The organism is Rhizobium sp. NFACC06-2 (assembly GCF_900101425.1).
Taxonomy (GTDB): domain Bacteria; phylum Pseudomonadota; class Alphaproteobacteria; order Rhizobiales; family Rhizobiaceae; genus Agrobacterium; species Agrobacterium leguminum.
In genome coordinates, this window is the sequence record NZ_FMVA01000003.1 from 301,881 (window position 1) to 323,962 (window position 22,082).

At 60.3% G+C, this 22,082-nt stretch carries 18 protein-coding genes and 1 riboswitch; of the genes, 4 read left to right on the top strand and 14 right to left on the bottom strand.

Annotated elements, in window-relative coordinates; all coding sequences use genetic code 11:
* Positions 1-144: 144 nt before the first annotated feature.
* From thiD to F3H58_RS08275, 5 genes are read right to left on the bottom strand one after another with little or no spacing between them, the layout of a single operon-like run.
* Complete coding sequence (gene thiD / locus F3H58_RS08255) at positions 145-942, bottom strand: bifunctional hydroxymethylpyrimidine kinase/phosphomethylpyrimidine kinase (protein WP_149741851.1); 798 nt, start codon at positions 940-942, stop codon at positions 145-147.
* Entirely contained in the window at positions 939-1,601 is a 663-nt protein-coding gene (thiE, locus tag F3H58_RS08260) for a thiamine phosphate synthase (RefSeq protein WP_149741852.1), read from the bottom strand. The genes thiD and thiE overlap by 4 nt, the downstream gene beginning before the upstream one ends.
* Positions 1,588-2,328 carry a hydroxyethylthiazole kinase gene (locus F3H58_RS08265; RefSeq protein ID WP_149741853.1) on the bottom strand — a complete coding sequence of 247 codons (741 nt, stop codon included), beginning with the start codon at positions 2,326-2,328 and terminating at the stop codon, positions 1,588-1,590. Before F3H58_RS08265 ends, thiE begins: the two co-directional genes overlap by 14 nt.
* Positions 2,325-3,275 carry an ABC transporter substrate-binding protein gene (locus tag F3H58_RS08270; RefSeq protein WP_188128828.1) on the bottom strand — a complete coding sequence of 317 codons (951 nt, stop codon included), beginning with the start codon at positions 3,273-3,275 and terminating at the stop codon, positions 2,325-2,327. The genes F3H58_RS08265 and F3H58_RS08270 overlap by 4 nt, the downstream gene beginning before the upstream one ends.
* Positions 3,272-4,057: an ABC transporter permease gene (locus tag F3H58_RS08275; RefSeq protein ID WP_149741854.1), complete on the bottom strand. Its 786-nt coding sequence runs from the start codon at positions 4,055-4,057 to the stop codon at positions 3,272-3,274. The genes F3H58_RS08270 and F3H58_RS08275 overlap by 4 nt, the downstream gene beginning before the upstream one ends.
* A gap of 124 nt (positions 4,058-4,181) precedes the next feature.
* Positions 4,182-4,284, bottom strand: a riboswitch (TPP riboswitch).
* Positions 4,285-4,503: 219 nt separating this feature from the next.
* On the opposite strand from F3H58_RS08275, the gene F3H58_RS08280 reads away from it, so the two are divergent.
* Positions 4,504-5,793 carry a pilus assembly protein TadG-related protein gene (locus tag F3H58_RS08280; RefSeq protein ID WP_149741855.1) on the top strand — a complete coding sequence of 430 codons (1,290 nt, stop codon included), beginning with the start codon at positions 4,504-4,506 and terminating at the stop codon, positions 5,791-5,793.
* A 25-nt stretch (positions 5,794-5,818) separates the two neighbouring features.
* Here the strand turns inward: F3H58_RS08280 and F3H58_RS08285 are convergent, their stop codons facing one another.
* The 6 genes from F3H58_RS08285 to F3H58_RS08310 form a co-directional block, all read right to left on the bottom strand.
* Entirely contained in the window at positions 5,819-7,813 is a 1,995-nt protein-coding gene (locus tag F3H58_RS08285) for an alpha-glucosidase (RefSeq protein WP_149741856.1), read from the bottom strand.
* Between the two features lie 12 nt (positions 7,814-7,825).
* Positions 7,826-8,680 carry a carbohydrate ABC transporter permease gene (locus tag F3H58_RS08290; protein ID WP_003519886.1) on the bottom strand — a complete coding sequence of 285 codons (855 nt, stop codon included), beginning with the start codon at positions 8,678-8,680 and terminating at the stop codon, positions 7,826-7,828.
* Positions 8,681-8,684: 4 nt separating this feature from the next.
* The gene (locus F3H58_RS08295; RefSeq protein WP_020810525.1) at positions 8,685-9,596 is read right to left on the bottom strand and encodes a carbohydrate ABC transporter permease; all 912 of its coding nucleotides are present in this window, start codon (positions 9,594-9,596) and stop codon (positions 8,685-8,687) included.
* A gap of 173 nt (positions 9,597-9,769) precedes the next feature.
* A complete protein-coding gene (locus F3H58_RS08300; protein WP_137004687.1) occupies positions 9,770-11,020 on the bottom strand; it encodes an ABC transporter substrate-binding protein in 1,251 nt (416 codons plus the stop codon).
* 52 nt (positions 11,021-11,072) lie between these two features.
* Complete coding sequence (locus tag F3H58_RS08305) at positions 11,073-12,149, bottom strand: ABC transporter ATP-binding protein (RefSeq protein ID WP_149741857.1); 1,077 nt, start codon at positions 12,147-12,149, stop codon at positions 11,073-11,075.
* Between the two features lie 335 nt (positions 12,150-12,484).
* Positions 12,485-13,189, bottom strand: coding sequence for a GntR family transcriptional regulator (locus F3H58_RS08310; RefSeq protein WP_149741858.1), 705 nt, complete (start codon positions 13,187-13,189; stop codon positions 12,485-12,487).
* A 100-nt stretch (positions 13,190-13,289) separates the two neighbouring features.
* Between F3H58_RS08310 and F3H58_RS08315 the strand changes: the two genes are divergently transcribed.
* From F3H58_RS08315 to smoA, 3 genes are read left to right on the top strand one after another with little or no spacing between them, the layout of a single operon-like run.
* Positions 13,290-14,447: an LLM class flavin-dependent oxidoreductase gene (locus F3H58_RS08315; RefSeq protein ID WP_003519880.1), complete on the top strand. Its 1,158-nt coding sequence runs from the start codon at positions 13,290-13,292 to the stop codon at positions 14,445-14,447.
* Entirely contained in the window at positions 14,447-15,340 is an 894-nt protein-coding gene (locus F3H58_RS08320; protein WP_065655621.1) for an aldo/keto reductase, read from the top strand. Before F3H58_RS08315 ends, F3H58_RS08320 begins: the two co-directional genes overlap by 1 nt.
* A complete protein-coding gene (gene smoA / locus F3H58_RS08325) occupies positions 15,340-15,864 on the top strand; it encodes an NADH-dependent FMN reductase SmoA (protein ID WP_003519878.1) in 525 nt (174 codons plus the stop codon). The genes F3H58_RS08320 and smoA overlap by 1 nt, the downstream gene beginning before the upstream one ends.
* Positions 15,865-15,966: 102 nt before the next feature.
* Here the strand turns inward: smoA and F3H58_RS08330 are convergent, their stop codons facing one another.
* The 3 genes from F3H58_RS08330 to F3H58_RS08340 all read right to left on the bottom strand — a co-directional run bounded on the left by F3H58_RS08330 (position 15,967) and on the right by F3H58_RS08340 (position 21,867).
* Positions 15,967-19,107 (bottom strand): efflux RND transporter permease subunit, encoded by a 3,141-nt coding sequence (locus F3H58_RS08330; protein WP_149741859.1) that lies wholly within the window; start codon positions 19,105-19,107, stop codon positions 15,967-15,969.
* Positions 19,104-20,381 carry an efflux RND transporter periplasmic adaptor subunit gene (locus tag F3H58_RS08335; RefSeq protein WP_149741860.1) on the bottom strand — a complete coding sequence of 426 codons (1,278 nt, stop codon included), beginning with the start codon at positions 20,379-20,381 and terminating at the stop codon, positions 19,104-19,106. The genes F3H58_RS08330 and F3H58_RS08335 overlap by 4 nt, the downstream gene beginning before the upstream one ends.
* 289 nt (positions 20,382-20,670) lie before the next feature.
* Entirely contained in the window at positions 20,671-21,867 is a 1,197-nt protein-coding gene (locus F3H58_RS08340; RefSeq protein ID WP_149741861.1) for a polysaccharide biosynthesis/export family protein, read from the bottom strand.
* Positions 21,868-22,082 lie beyond the last annotated feature (215 nt).

Consider the following 22,082-nt stretch of genomic DNA (forward strand, 5'->3'; position numbering starts at 1 on the left):
ACCGCTCGTTCCCTCGCAACTGCCTTGCTATCGATACAGTGGCTTACTCAATGCGGTGAGCAAGCCACTTGTCGATCTCCCCCCTTGAGGGGGAGATGTCCGGCAGGACAGAGGGGGGTAAGCCCCACGCTCCGCCCCTTCACGTCACCCCCACCACCGATAAAAATGATGCACCGGCCCCCGCCCATGCCCAACAGCAAGACCCCGCCCGGCATCGAGCGCCCCATTCAGATACTCCTTCGCAAGCCCCACCGCCTCCCGCAACTCACGACCCCTCGCCAGATGAGCCGTAATCGCCGCCGCCAATGTGCAGCCGGTGCCGTGGTCGTTTTTCGTCTCGACCCTCGGCGCGGAAAGAGCCTGCATACCGCCGTCCGCAAACAGGTAATCCGTGCTCTCAGGCCCGTCGCCATGGCCGCCCTTGATGAGCACGGCTTTTGCGCCCGCCTTCAGGATCGCCTCGGCCTGGCGGGCGATCTCCGTCTCCGTTTTCGCCATCGAAGACCCGGTCAACAGCGCCGCTTCCGGCAGGTTCGGCGTAACGATGGTCGCGAGCGGCAGCAAATCGCGCCGCAATGTCTCGATGGCGTCTTCATGCAGCAGCCTGTCACCGGAGGTCGCGACCATGACCGGGTCGAGCACCACCGGCTGCGATTGCCGCCGAAGCCGTTCCGCGATGGCGGCGATGGTTTCGATCCGCGAGACCATGCCGATCTTCACCGCATTGACGGCGAGATCGGAGAATACCGCATCCATTTGCGCGATAATGGTGGCGACCGAAATATCCTCAACCGCCGTTACGCCTTTGGTGTTCTGGGCGGTGATGGCGGTGATGACGCTGGCGGCGTACGCGCCGAGCGCGGAGAAGGTCTTGATATCCGCCTGAATGCCCGCGCCGCCGCCGCTGTCGGAGCCGGCAATGGTCAATGCAATGGCTGTCATGGCTGTCTCGCTTTCAGCGCCGCGTCAATCCTAGAGCGGAAGTCCTTGGTTGCGCTGGCAATATCGCCCGCGCGGAAAATGGCGGAAATGACCGCGACGCCGTCCGCACCGGCGGCGATGACGGGTGGCACGCGGGCAAGATCGATGCCGGCGATAGCGCCGACGGGCATATCCGGTTTCCACTCCTTCAGCAGGGCGCGCAGCGTGGTAAAACCGTCGATACCGACGGGCTTGTCCGGATTGACCTTGGAAACGGTTTCGAACACGCCGCCGATGCAGGCGTAGTCGACGGGCATCGAGGCTGCCCGTTCGGCATCGGGGCGGTTCTTGACGGTGAGGCCGATGATCGCCTTTTCGCCGAGAATACGCCTTGCGGTTTTAGCGTCCATGTCGTCGGCGCCGAGATGCACCCCGTCCGCGCCCGAGGCGAGGGCTACATCCACCCGATCGTTGATGACAAGCGGCACGCCTGTGCCGGCGATAGCCTCGTGAATGGCGCGGGCGTTTTCGATCATCTCGCGCGTCGAGCCGTGCTTGTCGCGATATTGCAGAATGGTCGCGCCGTTGAGTGCGGCGGCCAGAGCAAGCTCCGGCAGCGGCGCGACATCGCCAAGGCTCGCATCGACCAGCGCGTTGAGGCGGTAATCAACCTTGTTCATGCTCTATCCTTGCGTGATTTGTGATGTCCTCATCGGAAATTTCGGAAAGCACATCTAGAAACGCCGGTTCGAAGCTGCCCGGGCCTCTGGCGTGCTTGGCTGCGAGTGCGGCGGAAACGCCAGTGACGGCAAGGGCGGAGGCCGCCGCCGTCAACGCGTCTTTTTCGACAGCCATGAAGGCGGCGATGACGCCGCCCGAAAGGCACCCCGTTCCCGTCACCTTTGCCATCCACGGATGACCGTTGACGATACTGATGCTGCGGGTGGCGTCGCGCAGATGATCGACCGGCCCGGTCTCAATCCGGACAGCATCCGGCACATCGCCGATCAGGCTCATTTCGGCGCGATTGCCGCGCACGATGGTGGGGGAAAGGGCGATGAGTTCGCGCGTGAATTCCAGCCGTGACGGCGAATAATCGCAATGCACGGGGTCGACGATCCATGGCTTGCCGGATGCATTGGCGATTTCGATCGCCAGCCGGATGACCTTGCGCCTCTCGGCATCCAGTGTGCCGAGATTGACGGTCAGCGCATCCGCCTTGGTGACGAAGCTCTCGATTTCCTCGAGCGAGGTGGTCATGGAGGGGATGCCGCCGACCACGGTGATGCCGTCTGCGGTGAATTTCTGCACCACGGTGTTCATCAGGCAATGCACGCGCGGGCGCGTCTGCCGCACGCGCTCCAGAATCTCGGCGGCCTTTGCCGCTGTCGGAAAAGTCATGGTCATGGCTGTTGCAGCTCCACGGCGATGTCGTCCGCCGCCGGCGCCTGCTTGATCAGCTGCATCTCCTGCATGAAAGCGCCGAAACGGGCATAGCGCGCGCGGTCGAGCGCGGCCGGGCGTTTGGCGAAGCGCGGCAGCGTGTCGAAGAAGGCCTGCTTGTTCAGCGCATCGTCAAGGTTCGGATAGGCCTTGATGAAAAGCTGCCAGGATTCCTGCGGATGGTTGGTGATAAAGATCGCGGCCTGTTCAACGGCGGAGAGGAAACGCGGCAGGCGGTTGTCTTTTGCGAGATCGCGGTGCGTGACGAAGATCAGCTCGTCATAGGCCGGCACGCCGTGTTCCTCCGGGAAGAAGGAGCGGCCTTCATGTCCCTCGAGCTTCATCTGCGTCAGTTCGAAATTGCGGAAGCCGCCAAGCGTGGCATCCACCTTGCCGGCGATCAGCGACGGCGAGAGCGAGAAGTTGACGTTGATGAGTTCGACATCGTCCTTCGTCAGACCGTCCTTTTCCAGCATGCGCTTCAGCATGGCATCCTCGAAGCCGGAAACGGAAAAGCCGACCTTCTTGCCCTTCAGGTCTTTCAGGCTCTTGATCGGGCCATCGGCCAGAACGGTGACGGTGTTGAGCGGGGTTTCGACCAGCGTGCCGAAACGCACGAGCGGCAGGCCGGCATCGTGATCGAGATAGAGGTTCGGTTGGTAGTGCACGCCTATATCGGCCTGTTTGGCCGAGACGAGACGCGGCACGGCGGAGGGGTCTGCGGGCGGAACCAGTTCCACCTCTAGCCCCGCATCGGCAAACAGGCCGCGTTCCTTGGCGATCACCATCGGCGCATGATCGGGGTTCACGAACCATTCGAGCAACACGGTCAGCTTGTCTGCCGCATGCGATTGCATAGGTGAAAGTACGCTTGCCGCCGCGACGACGAGGGAAAGAAGAGTTCGTCTCATGGTACCGAAAGTCTCCGTAAAGATCTGAAAGGAATGGTGTGTTCTGTTTCCTTGGCCCAGGGGGTCAGATTGGCGGTCACCCGGTCGACAATGAGCCGCAGTAGCACCGCAATGATGGCGAGAATGGCCATGGCGGCGAACATGATGTCGGTCTGCATGCGGGCATTGGACTGGATCATCACGAACCCAAGCCCGGCCGATGCGCCCACCCATTCGCCGATGACGGCGCCGAGCGGGGCGAGCGGCGCGGCAACCCTGAGACCGGAAATGAGCGAGGGCAGCGCCAGCGGCACACGCAACCGGGTGAGGATCTGCCAGTGGCTCGCCTCCGTCAGCGAGGCGGCGTCGAGGATGGCGCGATCGGTGCGGTTGAGCCCGTCAGTGAAAGCGGAGGTCACAGGGAAGAAGATGATGATCGTCGTCATGACCACTTTCGAAGCCATGCCGAAACCGAACCAGAGGACGAGGATGGGGGCGAGCACGAAGACCGGAAAGGCCTGCAACACCAGAACCATGGGCCAGACGAGGCGGCCGAGGCGCGGGATGGCGGCAATCGTGAAAGCGACGAGAATGCCGGCGGTGATGCCCGCCGCAAGCCCCAGCGCCATTTCACCGAGCGTTATCAGCGCCTGCCCGAACAGGAAGCCAGGCTGGCGCCAGAAAGCGCCGACAACATAGGCGGGCGATGGCAGGATGTAGCGGGGCGGTGAAAACAGCCACGTTCCCGCCTGCCAGAAAACCAGCAGAAGACCGACACCGTTTAGCGCATGGGTGGCACGCATCAGCCGGACCTCAGACGCAGACGCACCGTGTGCGAAGGGCGGAAGGGTTCAGCATCATCATTCGTCTCCAGATGTGACAATCTCGGAGATCAGGCAAAGCGGAGAAGAGAAAGGGCAGCGCCTCCTGGCGCGGCAGTTCCGTTCCTACGCCGGCATGACCCGGATCAGGTTCAAGGGTCCGGCTCATCGCCATCTCAGCACCGTTCGGTGCTCCCCTCGGAAGAGTTTGTTTTGTAGGTCAAGTTTCATAAATGTCAACGTCCCGCCGCCGATCCGTCGTCAGGCGTGATCGTGAATGCCTGAACGGCCTCGCGCTGGTGCGCATCTCCCATTGGCGTATTAGTTATTAAGGAAATTAGATTTATCGAAAATTAGTTATCTCTTGAAACTGCCTTTCAATATTGTTCGGCTAACTTTCGCTCCGGGGAAAAGTTCCGGGGGCGAATTTGAAGAACATCTGGCAGGATAAATCGGGAAATTTCGGCATTCTCAGCGCCCTATTGATGGTGCCGCTGATTGGGGCCGCCGGCGTGGCCCTTGATATAACGCGTGGCATGGCCGTCAAATCGGACCTGCAGATGGCGGCGGATGCCGCGGCGCTTGCGGTGGTTGCCGATACGTCGTCGAGCGTTCACAAGGCAAAGGAAATGTCGGGCGACGGTGTCATTTCGCTTGGCACTGATGAAGCCTCCGCATTCTTTGAAAGCAACGAGCGGGCCAATCCCGACTACAAGCTCCTGTCTCTTGACGTGTCGGTGATCAAGCACGGTAATGCCATCGAATCCTCGGTCAATTTCACGGCATCCGTCGGCACCACGCTTTCACGGATACTCGGAGAGGATCTGATCACCATTTCGGGCAAGGCGACGGCAAAATACGAGACGGAAACATTCAGCGACTTCTATGTCCTTCTGGATAACACCCCCTCGATGGGTGTCGGCGCGACGCCAACCGACGTTGCCACCATGGTAGCCAATACAAGCGACAAATGCGCTTTCGCCTGTCACATCGTGAAAAACGGGGTGGTCGATACAAATAGCTATTACTACAAAGCCAAAAGCCTCGGGGTCACGACGCGCATCAATGTGGTGGCGCAGGCCACGGCAAGCCTGATGGATACGGCGAAGTCCATGCGCAAAAGCAGCAATCAATATCGTATGGCGGTTTACTCCTTCGGAGAGAAAGCGGAAGATACGAAGCTGCTCGAAGTCGTTCCCTTGACCTCGGATCTGGCGACCGCGAAGAAGAAAGCCGCTGAAGTCGACCTGATGTCGATCCCCAAGCAGGGGTTCAACAACGACCAGCAGACCGATTTTGACCGGGCACTGACCCAGATTGGCGACAGGATCGGCAGTTCGGGCACTGGTGCAAGTTCAGCCAGCCCCGAAAAGATCGTCTTCTTCGTGTCAGACGGCGTCGGCGATAGCTACAAGCCATCCGCCTGCACCAAAAAAACGACCAGCGGCCGCTGCCAGGAACCGATCGATATCAAATATTGCACGAAGCTGAAGGAAAAGGGTTTTCGCATCGCCGTGCTTTATACCACCTATCTGCCGCTGCCGACCAATGACTGGTACAATAGCTGGATCGCGCCCTTTCAGCCGGAAATCGGTGCACGCATGCAGCAATGCGCTTCGCCGGGCCTGTTCTTCGAGGTCAGCCCATCGCAGGGCATCAGCGATGCAATGACCGCCCTTTTCAAAAAGGCCATCACATCACCCCGCCTGACGGGGTGATGGCAGGGACGATCTCGGCCATCTTTCAGCCGATGGTACGAAGCTCTTCAAACAGCGGCCGATGGCAGCTATCTGCACGATAGAACACCGCCGGCTCGCCGAGCGGCGCTTCGACGGTGACGTCCTGTCCGCCGGGAGAGTGCACGCCGCTCCACAGGTGCACCCATTCGCCGTCGCCCGGAAGATAGAGCGAGCGTTGCGTTTCGCCCGCTTTCCAGACCGGCGCGACGAGCATGTCCGCCCCGTAGAGATAGCAGTCCTGAATGGTATAGGTCCGCCGGTCATTCTCGTAGTGAAGAAAGAGCGGACGCTGCACCGGCAGGCCCGTCCTGGCCGCTTCCGCCGAGAGTGATTTCAGATAGGGAGCCAGCGCGACATAGATGGATGTCATGCGGGCGAAATGGGCAAGAACCGCCTCATCCTGATCGATCTGGAGATTGTCGCGCGGCCGGTTGCCCTCATGGGTACGCATGACCGGCGTGAAAGCGGCCATCTCCGTCCAGCGCATGATGAGTTCTGCGGTTCTGACATTGCCGAACAGGCTGGTGTAACCGCCAATATCGGAATGGTGATAGGCATTGCCCATGAGGCCCGAGGAGAGCGCCCCGCAGATGACGGTGACCAGACCGTCGTGACGGGAGAAGTCGACAGACTGGTCGCCGCCCCAGATGAGCGGGCAATGGGCCTGCACACCGGTGAAGCCGGCGCGCATGAAGAACAGCGCTTCGCCGGTCTTGCCACGGCTTTCGACGGCCTTGGCGTTGACCTCGGCCCAGAGCGTTGGCCAGGCATTGTGCATCAGCTTGGCGTCCACGCCGTTGGAAAGGGTAATGTCGATCGGCAGATATTCGCCGAAATCTGCCATCCAGCCGGAGAGGCCGAAATCGAGCATATTCCTGCCGATGATCTCCTCGGCAAACCAGTCGGTGGCGGCCGGGTTGGTGAAATCGACCACGCCGCAATCGAACTCGCCGAAATCCACCAGCGCCGTCTTGCCCTCGGCGTCAGTGGCGAAATAACCGGCTTTTTCGGCCACCGGGAACAGCGGGCCATCGACGCAGAGATAGGGGTTCACATAACCCAGAAAGCGGATGCCCTGATCGGCAAGCTCGGCGATCTTCTGGCGCAGATGCGGATAACGCGTATCATTCGCCTGCCAGTCCCAGAACAGGCGCGCGCCGAAGGATGTCTGGCGAAGACCCACCCAGTCTTCGCACCAGAGGCCGGACACCTTCGTTCCGGCCGCGCGGATTTTCTCCAGTCGCGCAAAGGAGTTGACGCCGTCCTTTAACCCGATGATCGCACCGTTATAGACCCATTCCGGCAGTTCAGGCTGGCGTCCGAACCGCAGCGACAGGGCGGAAACGATATCCGTGAAATGATCGCCGGCGAAGAATTCGATCTTTTCGGGGATGGCCCAGATTTCGATCTCGTGGAAATCGCCGTTGCGGAAATCGAAGACCGAATAGGCGCTTGTCTCGACATGGAGGGCGTATCTGCGCGACGACAGGTAAGTCGGCTGCGGGTAGTTGGTGTTGTAATAATCACCGCCCGCCTTGCCGCTGACATCGGACTTGAAGGTGATTTCGGTGGTCTTGTCCCGGCCGACCCCCGGCTCGGAAGTCCAGAGCGGAAAGCGGCGACCGCGCATGTCGAAATAGGACATCTGCTCGCCGCCGCCCCAGACGTGCTCATCCGCTTCCGCAACGATGCGCAGCCAGAGGCGGTTGACGGTGTCATCCAGCGCCGTTAGCCGCATCGCGTTGCCATCGAGCGTCAGGCGAAGGCGCGGTGCCTGTCCCGGCGCGGATGAGAGCGTGATGCTCTCGCCGCTGACCTCGGCGTGGCGCAGGGCGGTTCGTTCGATAAGGTAGTCCTCGATATCGAAATTGCCGCGATACATATCCATCCTCTCCTTGCCGAAACCGGCGAAGAAGGCCGGATTTTCGGGGGAATGGGAAAGTATGGTGCGATTGCCGATGGTGAGCGCGAAGCCGTCTTTAGTCTTTTCGAAATGCATGACTGTACCTGTTTAGCCCTTGAGACCGCCGGCGGTGAGGCCGGAGACAACCCGTTCCTGAAAGATGACGATCAGGATGGCGACCGGCACGATACCCACCACCAGCGCCGCCGAGATGACCGGCCAGGGGAAGGCGAATTCACCCTGATAAAGCTGGATGCCGACAGGAAGCGTGCGGAGCGCCGGATTGGAATTGAAGGAAAGCGCCAGCAGGAACTCATCCCAGGCATTCACGAAGGCAAGGATGCCGGCGGTGAAAACGCCCGGCGCGCAGAGCGGCACGACGACCTTGAACAGCGCGCCGATGCGGGTGCAACCATCGATCATGGCGGCGTTTTCGAGATCGCGCGGAATGCTCTCGAAGAAGGAGACCAGCATCAGCGTGCAGACAGGCAGCGAAAGCACCGTGTAGGGCAGGATCAGCGCCGTCCAGCTGTTGAGCAGGTTCAAGGCGCGCATGATTTCGAACAGCGGCACCAGCAGCGTCACCAGCGGGAATGTGGAAACGGCGATGATGAGCGAAAGGATCAGCGCGCGATATTTGAGGTTCAGCCGCGCCAGCGCGTAAGCCGCCAGCACCGAAATCAGGATGGTGAGGGCGGTGGAAAGCAGCGCTACCATGAAGCTGTTGAACAGGAAGAGATGCAGCGGCTGGTCGGAAAAGGCCTGCATGTAATTGGCCAGCGTCGGCGCGTGCGGAAACCAGGTGATCGGCTTGACCGTCAGTTCTGCTTCGGTCTTCAGCGAGGTGAAAAGGATCCAGATCGCCGGAAACAGGCCGTTGACCAGAAGAATGGAGGCCGCGATGAAGCGCAGCGGCTTGCCGGAAAAGAAGGAGGACAGACCGGAATTCGCAACGGTGCTCATGGGATCAGTCCTTCGTCCTGATAATGCGGAGATAAACGGCGGTGACGCACATGGAAAGCGCAAACATCATGACCGCCAGCGCTGAACCGTAACCGAGATCGAGGAAGGAGACGGTGTTCTGGTGGATATACATGGCAAGCGTCGTGGTGGATGTGCCGGGGCCGCCGCCGGTCATCATGTAAGGAATATCAAAGGTCTGCAGCGCTGTGATGGTGCGGAAGATGAGCGCGACGACAATCGAGGGCTTGAGAAGTGGCAGGGTGATTTCGAAGAACTGCCGGATTTTGCCGGCGCCATCCACATCCGCCGCCTCATAGAGCGAACGCGGAATGGTCTGCAGGCCGGCAAGGATCATCAGCGCCATGAAGGAGGATGTCTTCCAGATGATGGTCAGGCAGATCGCCGCAAAGGCCCAGTTCGGCGAATTGAACCAGATGATCCCTTCGAAGCCGAAACGGTTGAGCACATCGTTGACCACGCCATATTCGTAATGGAAAAACCATGCGAAGATGAGGCCAGCAAAGGATAGCGGCAGCGCCCACGGGATCAGCAGCGAAAGCCGCATCGGCCACTGCATGGAAAAAGGCAGGTTGGCGAGCAGTGCGAGGCCAAGGCCCATGATGAGCGCGCCGGGAACGGTGATCAGCGTTATCAGCACCGTGTTCCAGGTCGTTTCCCAGAAGATCGGGTCGTCGAACATCGCCGTGTAGTTTTCAAAGCCTATGAATTCCGCCGGCAGGCCCGACGTCAGCGAAAGGCTGAAAAACGATGTGTAGACAAGCCGCGCCACCGGATAGACGATGATGAGCGACAGTAGGATCGCCGCCGGCGCCAAGAGAAGCACGGCCAGCGGCCGGTCGCCGAGATCGAGCCACCGCGTCCAGCGCGGCTGCGGTTTCTCGTCCACCCGAACCATGGTTCTTTCCGGCATTGTCACGTCTGCCACTCCCGCAACTGGATTCACGTCGTCGTCTCCCGAGCAGACCGGTTCTATCCGGCCCGTTTATCGCGCCCTTCAGGCGGCTTTATTCCTGTCAGTCGAAGCGGCCGGAAAGGGCATGGCAGGCACGCCGCTTTCCGGCCCAAAGCTTAGCGCAGAACACGCCGCAGACGGCTTTCCATCTGCTTTGCGCCATCCTCCGGCGTCATTACGCCGGCAAGCACGCCGTTGACGGTTGTACGGATGGTTTCGCTGACCTCGTTGTAACGCGGCGTCACGGGACGGGCCTTGGCGGTCTCGACGACGGGCAGGGCATCCGCGAACCAAGGGATCGTCTTAGTCACATCCGCATCCTTATAGAGTGCGGCATAGGTCGGCAGAAGCGCGGCGTTGATGGCCATGAACTTCGAAACATCCTGACCGGAAAGATATTCCACCAGCTTCTTGGCTTCTTCCTGCTGCTTGGAATAGGCGGAAACGCCGAATTCCCAGCCGCCGAGGCAGGTTGTCTGCTCGCCACCCTTGACGGCTGGCAGCCGGGCGACGCCGACCTTATCGTTCACCTGTGATTCCTTGCCCTGGAAATGGGTCCAGGCGTAGGACCAGTTGACGGCGAAGAGAACCTTGCCGGCCTGGAATTCCTTGCGGGTGTCGTCGGTCGCAACTTCCGAAATATTCTTCTTGGAAATGCCTTCGTCCACAAAGCTCTTCCACAGCTTCAGCGAATCCACCGCTGCCTTGTTGTCGAAATTCAGCTTGCCGTTTTCAACCAGCGACTTGCCCTCGCTCCAATAGGGCAGGAGGAAAGTGCAGACTGCGCCCTCGATCGCCTTGCCCTGGAAGGACAGGCCCTGAAGTTCGGGGTTCTTTTCACCTTCCATCACCTTCTTGGAGGCTTCCTTCAGCTCGTCCCAGGTGGTTGGCGGCTTGATGCCGTATTTGTCGAGCAGGTCCTTGCGGTAATAAAGGAACATGGAATCGGCAAAGGCGGGAAGCGCCACGATCTTGCCGTCCACCGTGTTGGCTTCGGCATAGGTCGGCAGATAGGCGGACATGTCCTTGCCGGAGAAATCGCTGGTCCAGCCGGCCGTGGCGAATTGTGCGGGGCGTATGACGTCGAGCATCAGCACGTCAAGGCTCGAATCCTTGGCCGACATCACGGTGTTTAGATATTGCGCCTGCATTTCCGAGGTGTTGCCGCCGGTCTCGATGACCACCTTCACGCCGGGCGTCTTCGCCTCATATTGATCGAGCGCCTTGCGCCACACATCGGGCTGATGCTGGCTGGAAACGAAAATTTTCAGTTCGGCGTCGGCAAAGGCCTGTCCCGAAAAGGCGAGCATGGTTGCGCAGAGCGCGGCACCCATGAGGGCTTTGCCCTTGATGGTTTTAAATGTCATGTGTTCCTCCCGTTATTAAACCTGTTGGCCGCAGCGTTTCCTCGCCCGGCAATCAGTGGATCGAGCGTTCCGTCGTCGCGTCAAAAAGATGGACCTTGGACGGATCGACGCCGATCTTCAGTTCCTCATTCGGCGCAGGCCGAAGCTGCGGCGGCATGCGTGCGGTCAGCGCCGCATCGCCAAGGCTGAAATGGACGAGCGTGTCCGAGCCGAGCGGCTCCACCACCTGCACCTTGACCGCAAGCTGCGTGTCGAAGCCCTCGACGGGGCCGAAATGTTCCGGACGAATGCCGACAATGACTTCGCGCCCGTCGAGCCCCGTTTCGCGGGATGGCCGGATGGCTGCCATCGGCAGGGCGTTGCCGTCGGAAAATACCAGCCGGTCGCCGCTCACCTTGGCGCGGGCGAAGTTCATCGCCGGCGCGCCGACGAAACCGCCGACGAAGACGCTTTCCGGACGGTTATAGACCTCGTCCGGCGTGCCGACCTGTTCGATATCGCCGCCGCGCAGGATGACGATGCGGTCGGCCAGCGTCATGGCCTCAACCTGGTCATGGGTAACGTAGATGATGGTCGTGCCGAGCTGCTGGTGCAGCCGCTTGATTTCCGTGCGCACCTGTCCGCGCAGCTTGGCGTCGAGGTTGGAAAGGGGTTCGTCGAACAGGAACACCTGCGGGCGGCGCACGATGGCGCGACCCATGGCAACACGCTGGCGCTGGCCGCCGGAAAGCTGGCCGGGCCGACGGTCGAGAAGGTGCTCGATGCCGAGCATCTTCGCCGCTTCATCGATGCTGGCATTGGCCTGGGAGGCGCTGACACCACGCACCTTCAGGCTGAAACCCATATTTTCGCGCACCGTCTTGTGCGGATAAAGCGCATAATCCTGAAACACCATGGCGATGTCACGCTCGCGCGGCGGCAGCCGGTTGACGACACGGTCGCCGATCTTCACTTCGCCGCCGGTAATGCTTTCAAGCCCCGCGACCATGCGCAGCGTCGTCGATTTGCCGCAGCCGGAAGGGCCGACGAACACGACGAATTCGCCATCGTTGATTTCAAGGTCTATGCCCTTGACAATGCGAAGCGCACCGTAACTCTTGTCCAGCTTGCGCAGGCTGACCGAAGCCATATTTTCCTCCTCACGACCGGCGCGTCCAGAATTTGGATGGACGCCATTGCCGGTATCAACCTTCAAGTTCCACGCATCGCATCGTCGAAAATCGATCCCGATTGTCTGGCGATATCGTGGGATGGCGAAACGCCTGTCTCCCTAAGGAGGTGATATTACCTTTCAAAAAAAGGAAATCAATAGTGTATCAATTTTATTTCTGACAGAAATCAAAAACTATTAAGTCATTGATTTAAAGAAATATAGTCGCAAAACTGCCCCCAGGACAGGCCGCTGCTTGCTTGCCTCCCGTCAAATTTCTCCGTTCATCTGGATCACGCGAATTTTGTGCAGTCTCAACGTATGCGAGAAACGTATCGGGCAACGGCATGATCGAACCAGGTCCATGAAACTTCGGCCACCGCACCGTCCTGCGCTTGGCTCAGACGCAACACCCGCGGCACCAGCGCGCCTGATTTCTGACCGAAAAACTCGGGTGTCCATTCGGGTACTTCGCCGAGATCGATGCGATCCTCCGCCTTCGATATCCAGAGGTTGAGGCGGGTGCGGTAATAGAGATAAAGGGACTCCGACATGTTCTCGATGGCGATGGTGTCGACGTAAGAACCGTCCAGCCAGATTTCTTCGATGGCCGCCGGTTTGCCGGCAATGCGCCGCAGGCGGCGAATCCTGTGTCCTTCGGTCGATGTGCCGAAGGCGGGCAGGTCGGCGGGCTTGGCAAGGCGGGCCACATCCAGAACCTCCGCCGTCGGCAGGCCGCCGCCCTCGATCAGTTCAAGCCGGAAGAACGCGTAGACGCTTTGCGGATCGCTGACGGCGCGAATGTAATTGCCCGAACCCTGCACCCGCTCCAGCAGGCCGCGCTCCTGCAATTCGGCGAGCGACTTGCGAAGCGTGCCAACGGCGATGCCGAGGTCGGCCGCCATATCGCGCTCCGGCGCGAGCTTTTCGCCATCGATCAGCCGGCCCGCCGCCACTTCGCGCACCAGCATTTCGGCGATCTGCATATACATTGGCAGGCTGCCGCCAGTGTGTTTCATATGCCGTTTCCTCCCCCGAAACAAAAATTGATACATCATTGATTTACATATTTCTTGATGTTATGCAAGAAAAACGAGAGCGGCCCTGAGGAGGAATTGCATGACCGTCGTACCCGTTACATCCGCTGATCTCGATGCTGCCGAGGTCTCCTGGTTTTCCGCTTTGTGTTCCGATGACTACGCCTATCTTGGCGTGCCGGATGGCAGCCTGCGCTCCAGTTTCGAGCATTGTTCCGATATCGTCAAAAAGGCCGAAGAACTCGGTTTTCGCAACATTCTCTGCCCTTCATCCTATCAGGTCGGGCAGGATACGCTGAGCTTCGTCGCCGGCTGCGCGCCGATCAGCGACCGCATCAATTTTCTTGCTGCTATCCGTTGCGGCGAAATGCAGCCGATCATGCTGGCGCGCACGGTGGCGACGCTCGACCACATGCTGAAAGGTCGCCTGACGCTCAACGTCATCAGCTCGGATTTCCCTGGCGAAGTGGCCGATAGTGCGTTTCGTTACAAGCGCAGCCACGAGGTCGTTGAGATCCTGCGTCAGGCCTGGACGCGCGACACCATCGACCATGACGGCGAAATATACCAGTTCAAGGGCGTCTCCACCGAGCCGGCAAGACCCTACCAGCAGAATGGCGGACCGCTCCTTTATTTCGGTGGCTATTCGCCGGATGCGCTCGAACTCTGCGGCGCGCAATGCGACGTCTATCTGATGTGGCCGGAAACGAAGGACCAGCTTGCAGACCGCATGCGTGCCGCAAATGAACGCGCCGCCGCCCATGGCCGCACGCTGGATTACGGCCTGCGTGTCCATATGGTGGTGCGCGATACCGAACAGGAAGCCCGCGAATATGCCGAACATCTTGTCTCGAAGCTCGATGACGAATATGGGCAACTGATCCGCAACCGCGCGCATGACAGCGGCTCGCTCGGCGTATCGCATCAGGCGCGTGCCCGAGAACTCGCCGACAAGTTCGGTTATGTCGAACCCAATCTGTGGACCGGCATCGGCCGGGCGCGTTCGGGCTGCGGTGCGGCGCTGGTCGGTTCCACCGACAAGGTGCTTTCGGCGCTGGAGGAATACCAGAAGATGGGCATTCGCGCCTTCATCCTTTCCGGTTATCCGCATCTCGATGAGGCGGAGCACTTCGGCACCAAGGTTCTGCCGCAGATGAAAACCTGCTCCCTGCCGCATGCCTATGGCCGGGTGCCTTCTGAAACGCCGGCCACGCCGCTCGGCAACGGGGAACGCCACTGATGGAACGCATCGCTCTTTCCGACAAACTCGAACTCAGCCGCATCGTCTACGGCATGTGGCGCATCGGCGACGATGCCGATACCTCGCCCGCCCACGTGCAGGCCAAGATCGAGGCTTGCCTCGCGCAGGGCATCACCACCATGGATCAGGCCGATATTTACGGCGGATACACGGCGGAAGCCATTCTGGGTGCCGGCCTGAAAGCCGCTCCGGGGCTGCGTGACAGAATAGAAATCGTCACCAAATGCGGCATCGTTGCACCCGCAGGCCGTCACGCCGCCGCCCGCGTCAAGCACTATGATACGACGGCCGGCCACATCAACGCCTCGGTCGAGGCGTCGCTACGCGACATGGGTACGGATCACGTTGATCTGCTGCTCATTCACCGTCCCGATCCGTTGATCGATGCGGAAGAAACCGGCAAGGCGCTTGATGCGCTGGTGGCATCCGGCAAGGTCAAGGCCGTCGGCGTCTCCAACTTCCGCCCCTGGGATTTCTCCCTGCTGCAATCGGCGATGAGCAACCGGCTCGTGACCAACCAGATCGAAATGAGCCTTCTTGCCACGGACTGCTTTACCAATGGCGATCTGGCCTTCCTGCAGGAAAAGCGCGTTTCTCCAATGGCATGGTCGCCGCTTGGCGGCGGCTCGCTGTTCTCCGGTGCTCATGGCGGCACCATGGCCGCCTTGCAGCGCATCGGCAAGGAACAGGGCGTGGATGCCACGGCAGTGGCGATCGCCTGGCTTTTGCGGCATCCGGCCAAAATCGTGCCTGTGCTCGGCACCAACAATATCGAGCGTATCAGAACGGCGGCCGATGCGCTCAACGTGACGATGGACCGCCAGACCTGGTTCGAACTCTACACCCTTGCGATTGGAAAAGAGGTGCCGTGATGACAGTGGCAGAGGCGATCAAAATGCCCAATGAGCATGTATTCGTTCCCGGCGGCGAAAACAGCCGCAGCTTCCGCAATGCGCTCGGCGCTTTCACGACAGGTGTCACGGTGGTGACCGCCACGACGCCGGAAGGGCCGATCGGCATGACGGTCAACAGCTTCGCATCCGTGTCGCTCGATCCGCCGCTGGTGCTGTGGTCGCCGGCCAAAAGCTCGTCGCGTTATCAGGCCTTCAGCGGGGCAACCCATTTCGCCATCCACGTGCTGAGCGCCGATCAGGATGTGCTGAGCGCCCGCTTTACCCGCAATGGCCGCGCTTTCGACGATCTCGACTGGGAAATGAATGACGAGGGCGTTCCCGTCATTCCCGGCACGCTCGCCCGTTTCGAATGCCGGCAGGCAGCGTCCCACGATGCGGGCGACCACACTATTATCGTCGGCGAGGTGCTGCGCGCCGCCCATCGCGACGGGGACCCGCTATGCTTTTCGGGCGGAGCCTTTGGAAGGTTTTCGCGGCAATAGAAGGGCCCGGCTGGATTTTTATATTCTCTGACAGAGGCTCTGTTATTGCAGCCGTAGTGCCGCAGCGGGTTTCGAGGCGCTGAAGCGCCTCGAAGATCTGCGTTAAGCGGCAACAGAATCCGGTTCGCCGGTCCCTTCCGGCTTTTGCGGTTCGGCGTGTTTTTCCGCCTTTTTCCGGCGGGAAAACAGCCCGGTGAGGAAATGGCCGAACCGGTCCATTTCCACGAAGATGACAGGCGTGATGAACAACGTCAGCAATTGCGAGACGATAAGGCCGCCAACCACGGCGACGCCGAGCGGCTGGCGCAGTTCCGAACTTGCGCCCGAGCCGAGCGCGATGGGAAGCGCCCCAAGCAGCGCGCAGAAGGTCGTCATCATGATCGGCCGGAAACGGCGCACGCAGGCCTCGTGAATGGCGGTTGTGGGCGGTTCGGCTTTTTCGCGCATCAGTTCCACCGCGACGTCGATCATCATGATCGCATTTTTCTTCACGATGCCGATCAGCATCAGCAGGCCGATCAGCGCGATGATCGAGAAATCCATGCCCATCACCTTCAGCGCCACCAGCGCGCCGAAGGCAGCAGCCGGCAGGCCGGAGAGGATGGTCAGCGGATGGATGAAACTCTCGTAAAGCACGCCGAGAACGACATAGATGGTCAGCACCGCCGCCAGAATGAGGAGGCCGGTATTGCCCTGGCTCTGCTGGAAGATCGCCGCCGTGCCGCCATAGCTGGTGAAGACATCCTGCGGCAGGCCTATCGTGCTCTTGATCTGATCGATCCGGCTTGTGGCATCGGAAAGCGCCACGCCATCCGGCAGGTTGAAGGAGATGGTGGTGGAGACGAGCTGGCCCGTCTGGTTGATGGTGACAGGCGCCTGTGTGCGGGTGAGGCTGGCGAAGTTTGAAAGCGGAACCAGAACGCCCGATTTTGCCGAAAGAATGTTGATATCGCTGAGGAAATCATCATTCCAAGGTTTCGAGCTGTCGAATTCCACAATCACGTCGTAGCTGTCGCCGGTGGACTGGATCTGTGCCGCCGTATAACCGCCAAAGGACATTTCCAGCGTCTTGCGCAACTGGTCGTTGGTGATGCCGAAGGCGGCGGCCTTTTCCGGGTCGACGGAAATCGTCGCGGCGATCGCGCCGTTCTGGGCGTCCGAGGTGACGGAGGTAAAGGTGTGGTCGCGGCGCATCGCTTCCATCAGCTTGTTCGACCATTCATTGGTCGTGTCGGCATTCAGGCCCTGAACGACGAGCTGGTACTGGCTGGCGGAACTGCGCCCGCCGAAACGCAGGCTCTGCTGCGGATTGATATAGGTGCGGATGCCCGCCACTTTCGATGTGGCCTGCCCCAGTTCCGCCAGCACCTGGCTGAGCGGCGCGCGCTCTTCCTTGGGCTTCAGCTCCACGAACATCGAGCCGTTGTTCAGCGGATTGCGTGAATTGCCGCCGACAATGGAGGTGACGTGCACCACGGCCGGATTCTTGCGGATCTGATCGGCGACCTGAGCCTGGAGATCGCGCATCGCGGTATAGGAAATATCCTCACGCGCCTGCGTCGAAACCGAAAGACGGCCGATATCTTCCTGGGGAAAGAAGCTGGAGGGCAGGGTTTCGAAGAGATAGAGCGATGCCGCGACCGAGGCGAGAAACGATGCCAAAACGATGCGGCGATGGGAGAGGCACCAGCCGACGGCGCGGCCATAGGCGCGCAGCGTCCGTTCGAAACCCGCATCGAACCAGCGGATGATCGCCGGTGGTCTGGAGGAGTGGCCGGAGAGGCGCGAAGCAAGCATCGGCGTCACCGTCAGCGAGACCAGCGCCGAGGCCATGATCGCGAGCGTGACGACCATGCCGAACTCGTTGAAGAGCCTGCCGATAACCCCGCCCATCAACAGGATGGGGATGAAGACGGCAACCAGCGAGATGGACATGGAGAGAATGGTGCTGCTGACCTCTGCCGCGCCCTGAAGGGCCGCTTCGCGCATGGGCAGGCCTTTTTCATGCAGGCGCAGGATGTTTTCCAGCATGACGATGGCGTCGTCCACCACCAGCCCCACCGAAAGTGTCAGGCCGAGCAGCGAAATATTGTCGATGCTATAGCCCAGAACATACATCATGCCGAAGGCGGTGATGAGAGACAGGGGGACTGCAAGACCCGGAATGATGGTCGCCGTCAGGTGCCCCGTGAAGAGATAGATGACTGCAACCACCAGCCCGATGGTGAGAAACAGCGTGAACTGCACGTCCGAAATCGCGTCCTTGATGGCGGTCGAGGCGTCATTCATGACGTTGATATTAACCGAAGGCGGCAATTGCTGGTGAAGCGCCGGCAGCTTGGCCTTGATGGCGTCCACCACGTCGACCGTATTGGCGTCCGGCTGGCGCTGCACGGCGAGAACGATGGCCTGTTCGCCGTCGAACCAGCTGCCGGCATTGGTGTTGTCGATGCTGTCGGTGACATTGGCGATATCGCCGAGATGGATCGGCGCGCCATTATTCGTCGAGACGACCAGCGAGCGGAAGGCGGCCGCATTGGTGCGCTGGGTATCGGCCTCGATCGTCAGGCGCTGATTGTCGTTCTGCAAAGCCCCGACGGGCACCTGATTATTCGCCTGGGCGATGGCCGTGGTGACGGTGTCGACGCCAAGCCCTCTTGCCTGAAGCTGGGCCGGATCGAGGCCGATACGCACGGCATAGGTCTGCGCGCCATAGATGCTCACCTGTGCGACGCCCGATATGGTGGAAAGAAGCGGAGAAATGATGTTCTCGGCGATTTCGTCCACCTTGCTGGTCGGCATCTCCTTGCTATTGACGGCAAGCAGCAGCACCGGGGCATCGGCCGGGTTGGTCTTGCGATAGCTTGGTGTTGTCGTCATGTTGCTCGGCAATTGCCGTTGTGCGCGGGAAATCGCGGCCTGCACATCGGCCGCCGCTGCATCGATATCGCGGTTAAGATCGAACTGCAGCACGATCGAGCTGTTGCCGAGCGTATTAGTGGCGCTGATTTCGCTGACGCCGGGAATGGTCTCGAACTGCTTGACCAGCGGTGTGGTGACCGATGTGGCCATGGTTTGCGGCGAAGCGCCTGACAGCGACGAGGAAACGTTGATCGTTGGGAAATCCACCTTCGGCAGGGCGGCGACGGGCAGCAGGCGGAAGCCGGCAAGCCCGGCCAGCACCAGGCCGATGGCGAGAAGCGTGGTGGCGACGGGCCGGTTGATGCAGAAATTCGGGATCATTGGCCGCCAACCTTTTCCTGCGGAATATTGGCGGCCAGATTGCCGGCCGCGCCGCCCTTGTCGGAAAATTGCTCGACCACGAACTGGCCGTCGGCAAGTTCGGATTGACCCTCGATAATCACATGCTCGCCGCCATTGAGGCCGCTTGCGATGGCGGTAAGATCGCCATTCGAGCGGGCAACTTCCACCGGCGTCATATGGGCATGATGCTCGCTATCGACGGTATAGACGAAATTGCCCTTCGGTCCCGGCCGCACGGCAACCGTCGGCACGACGATCATTTCATCGTCCGAAACGAAGTGCGCCGTGACGTTGACGGACTGGCCGGGCCATAAAAGACCGCGATCGTTCTTGAATTCCGCCTTGGCCAGCACCGTGCCGGAGGTCTGGTCCACCGTATTGTCGTAGAACCGCAGCACACCGCTCATCGGTTCGCCCCCCGTCGCCGCGGGGTCGACATCGACTGCGGTATTCTTCGCCACACCTTCGCGCAATTGCGGCAGATAGCGCTGTGAGAGCCGGAAACTGACCGAAATCGGATCGTATTTGGTGATCGTCACGATATTGACGCCGGCGCTGAGATAGGCACCGGGGCTGACGCTGATATCGCCGAGCCGCCCATCGAAGGGGGCACGGATTTCCATGTGCTCGAGCGTCACCTGGTCAGAGGCAAGCGTTGCCTTGTCGGCGTCGATTTTGGCGCTGGCGCTATCCCGCGCCGCCCTTGCCTGATCCAGCACCTGCTGGGATTCCGCGCTCTGCTTGACGAGATTGGCGGCGCGCTGGAAGGCGGCCTCCGTCTGCTCCAGCGTTGCCTGATCGGCGGCGATATTGGCCTTGTCCTTGTCGACAGCGGCGCGGGCGATGCGGTCATCCATCTTGAGGATAAGGTCGCCCGCCTTGATATGCTGACCGTCCTTCGCCTCGATTTCCATGACGAGGCCGGCCTGAAGCGGCGCGATATTGGTGATGTCGGCCGCAACCGCCCAGCCCGTCGCCGTTGCATCCATCGGCAGCGTCGCCTTGTCGACGGCGATGGTGCTGACGGTGGGTGGCCCGCCATTGCGCCGCCCTCCACCCTGTTTTTGTCCCTGCTGCCGGGCTGGTTGGCCGCTTTGGGAGGACTGCGTCGCCGTTTCGGCGTCGGCCCTGGGAGACACGCTGGCAAATTGCTTGAGATAGGGGACTTGATCGAGCGGCAGGCGATCCTTGAAATACCAGGCACCGGCGGCTGCGATGGCAAGAACGCTGAGAGCGGTCCAGAAACGTTTCATCTGACGATTCCGCGTAATGAGAGCGATACATGTTTCCCGAACATGTGCGGTAAGCCTTGGGAGCAGCTTTCCCCCACAAGACACCCAATGCGCTGCGAAATCACCTTAAACTTTTGTAATGGCGGCGACAATGACCGTCGCTATATCCCTTGCCTTTCAGGAGGCAGACGGTTTCGGTTCATGCCCCAGGCAATGCTTGGCCATGTTTCTCTTCGCCGCTGGTTCCGGCCAAAGAAAAAGCCGCCTCGTTTCCGGGGCGGCTTTGGTATGAACGGCGAGAAGCCTCCGATTAGAAGGCCCGGATGGCGTTGCGGGTCGCCAGCACGTCCTCGGCGACATTACCGGTCGTTGCCGGTACGGAGCCGACGAGATCCAGGAACTTGTAAAGTTCGGTGGCCTGCGAGTTGGTGACATAGATGATGTCGCGATCCTGCATCGGGAACTTCGTGGCGGCGAAGAAGGTCGACGGATCGCGCAGATTGGCGCGGAAGATGACTGGAACGTCCTGTCCGGGGAACTTCGACGTATTGATGCCGAGCTTCACGAGAAGATCGCGCTTGACGATACGATAGACATAGACCTGCGCCGGGTCGGCACGGGAATCGAGCAGTCCACCGGCTTTGCCGAGTGCATCCGAAAGCTTGAGATCGGCATCCTCGAACTCGAAACGTCCGTTGAGGCCCGAAGCGCCGAAAGCAAGGTAGGTGCGGCGTTCACGCTCCACCATGATCGTGTCGCCTGGAACCACATAGATGTTTTCGGACGGTGTGCTGACGAGGTGGTTATAGTTGACGCGGGCGGTCTTGCCGCGGCGGATCAGCGTGACATAGGATTCGATATTCGGGGCGCTGAGGCCCTTTGCGTAGGAGATGACGTCGAGAACCCGATCGCCCGCTTCCGAAAGCTGAACCTTCGTCGGCTCCTTGACATCGCCCAAGACGGAAGCCTGTGCGGAGCGGCTGGAAATCTTGGTGATGAGAACCTGCGGTTCGATGGCGCGGTTGGCGAGCCGTTCCTCGATTTCGCTCTGCACATCCTCGACGTTGCGGCCGGTGGCGCGAATCTTGCCCGCATAGGGAACGCTGATATTGCCTTCCCGGTCCACGGTCTGGTTCGGCAGGCTGATGAAGTTGCCGGGACGGCTGCCCGCGTCGTTCGGAATGAACAGGCCGCCGGCCTGGCTTTCGAAGATCGCGACCTGCACCACGTCACCGACACCCATCGGCAGCGCCGGAACACCGCCCTTGCCGCCGCCGAAACTGCCGAGCAGGGTGGTGGTTGTGGTGTCGCCGACGTAATTGAGGACGGAGCTGTTGATGTCGAGCAGCGCGTAGTCGACACCGGCGGTTTTCTTCTTGTCCTTGGACGCGAATTTCACGGAAGCGTTAGATTCGATCGAGGCTGCATCGGGGCCGGAGGCCGCGGTCACCGTGCAACCCGCCAGTGCTGCAGAGGCAAGCAGAATCGAAACATTCAATAAACGCATTTGGTCCTCGAAATGAATGCCGTCCGGAAAGCAGAAATAATCCGGACATCGTATAAGTTTTTAAAAATAAGCACTTCATAAATGACACCGGTAAAGGAAATCCAAACCGGCATTACATCCGTTCAGCGGAATCGCATCCCGGGATGTTTACGTCCCCTTTCAGGCATATGCCCAATTTCAGACAATGCTTCAAGTTCATCATCGCTCAACTGCGC

Coding starts and splice junctions, on each gene's coding strand:
- thiD (WP_149741851.1), bottom strand. CDS start 942: ATGACAGCCATTGCATTGACCATTGCCGGCTCCGACAGCGGCGGCGGC.
- thiE (WP_149741852.1), bottom strand. CDS start 1,601: ATGAACAAGGTTGATTACCGCCTCAACGCGCTGGTCGATGCGAGCCTT.
- F3H58_RS08265 (WP_149741853.1), bottom strand. CDS start 2,328: ATGACCATGACTTTTCCGACAGCGGCAAAGGCCGCCGAGATTCTGGAG.
- F3H58_RS08270 (WP_188128828.1), bottom strand. CDS start 3,275: ATGAGACGAACTCTTCTTTCCCTCGTCGTCGCGGCGGCAAGCGTACTT.
- F3H58_RS08275 (WP_149741854.1), bottom strand. CDS start 4,057: ATGCGTGCCACCCATGCGCTAAACGGTGTCGGTCTTCTGCTGGTTTTC.
- F3H58_RS08285 (WP_149741856.1), bottom strand. CDS start 7,813: ATGCATTTCGAAAAGACTAAAGACGGCTTCGCGCTCACCATCGGCAAT.
- F3H58_RS08290 (WP_003519886.1), bottom strand. CDS start 8,680: ATGAGCACCGTTGCGAATTCCGGTCTGTCCTCCTTCTTTTCCGGCAAG.
- F3H58_RS08295 (WP_020810525.1), bottom strand. CDS start 9,596: ATGGTTCGGGTGGACGAGAAACCGCAGCCGCGCTGGACGCGGTGGCTC.
- F3H58_RS08300 (WP_137004687.1), bottom strand. CDS start 11,020: ATGACATTTAAAACCATCAAGGGCAAAGCCCTCATGGGTGCCGCGCTC.
- F3H58_RS08305 (WP_149741857.1), bottom strand. CDS start 12,149: ATGGCTTCGGTCAGCCTGCGCAAGCTGGACAAGAGTTACGGTGCGCTT.
- F3H58_RS08310 (WP_149741858.1), bottom strand. CDS start 13,189: ATGAAACACACTGGCGGCAGCCTGCCAATGTATATGCAGATCGCCGAA.
- F3H58_RS08315 (WP_003519880.1), top strand. CDS start 13,290: ATGACCGTCGTACCCGTTACATCCGCTGATCTCGATGCTGCCGAGGTC.
- F3H58_RS08320 (WP_065655621.1), top strand. CDS start 14,447: ATGGAACGCATCGCTCTTTCCGACAAACTCGAACTCAGCCGCATCGTC.
- smoA (WP_003519878.1), top strand. CDS start 15,340: ATGACAGTGGCAGAGGCGATCAAAATGCCCAATGAGCATGTATTCGTT.
- F3H58_RS08330 (WP_149741859.1), bottom strand. CDS start 19,107: ATGATCCCGAATTTCTGCATCAACCGGCCCGTCGCCACCACGCTTCTC.
- F3H58_RS08335 (WP_149741860.1), bottom strand. CDS start 20,381: ATGAAACGTTTCTGGACCGCTCTCAGCGTTCTTGCCATCGCAGCCGCC.
- F3H58_RS08340 (WP_149741861.1), bottom strand. CDS start 21,867: ATGCGTTTATTGAATGTTTCGATTCTGCTTGCCTCTGCAGCACTGGCG.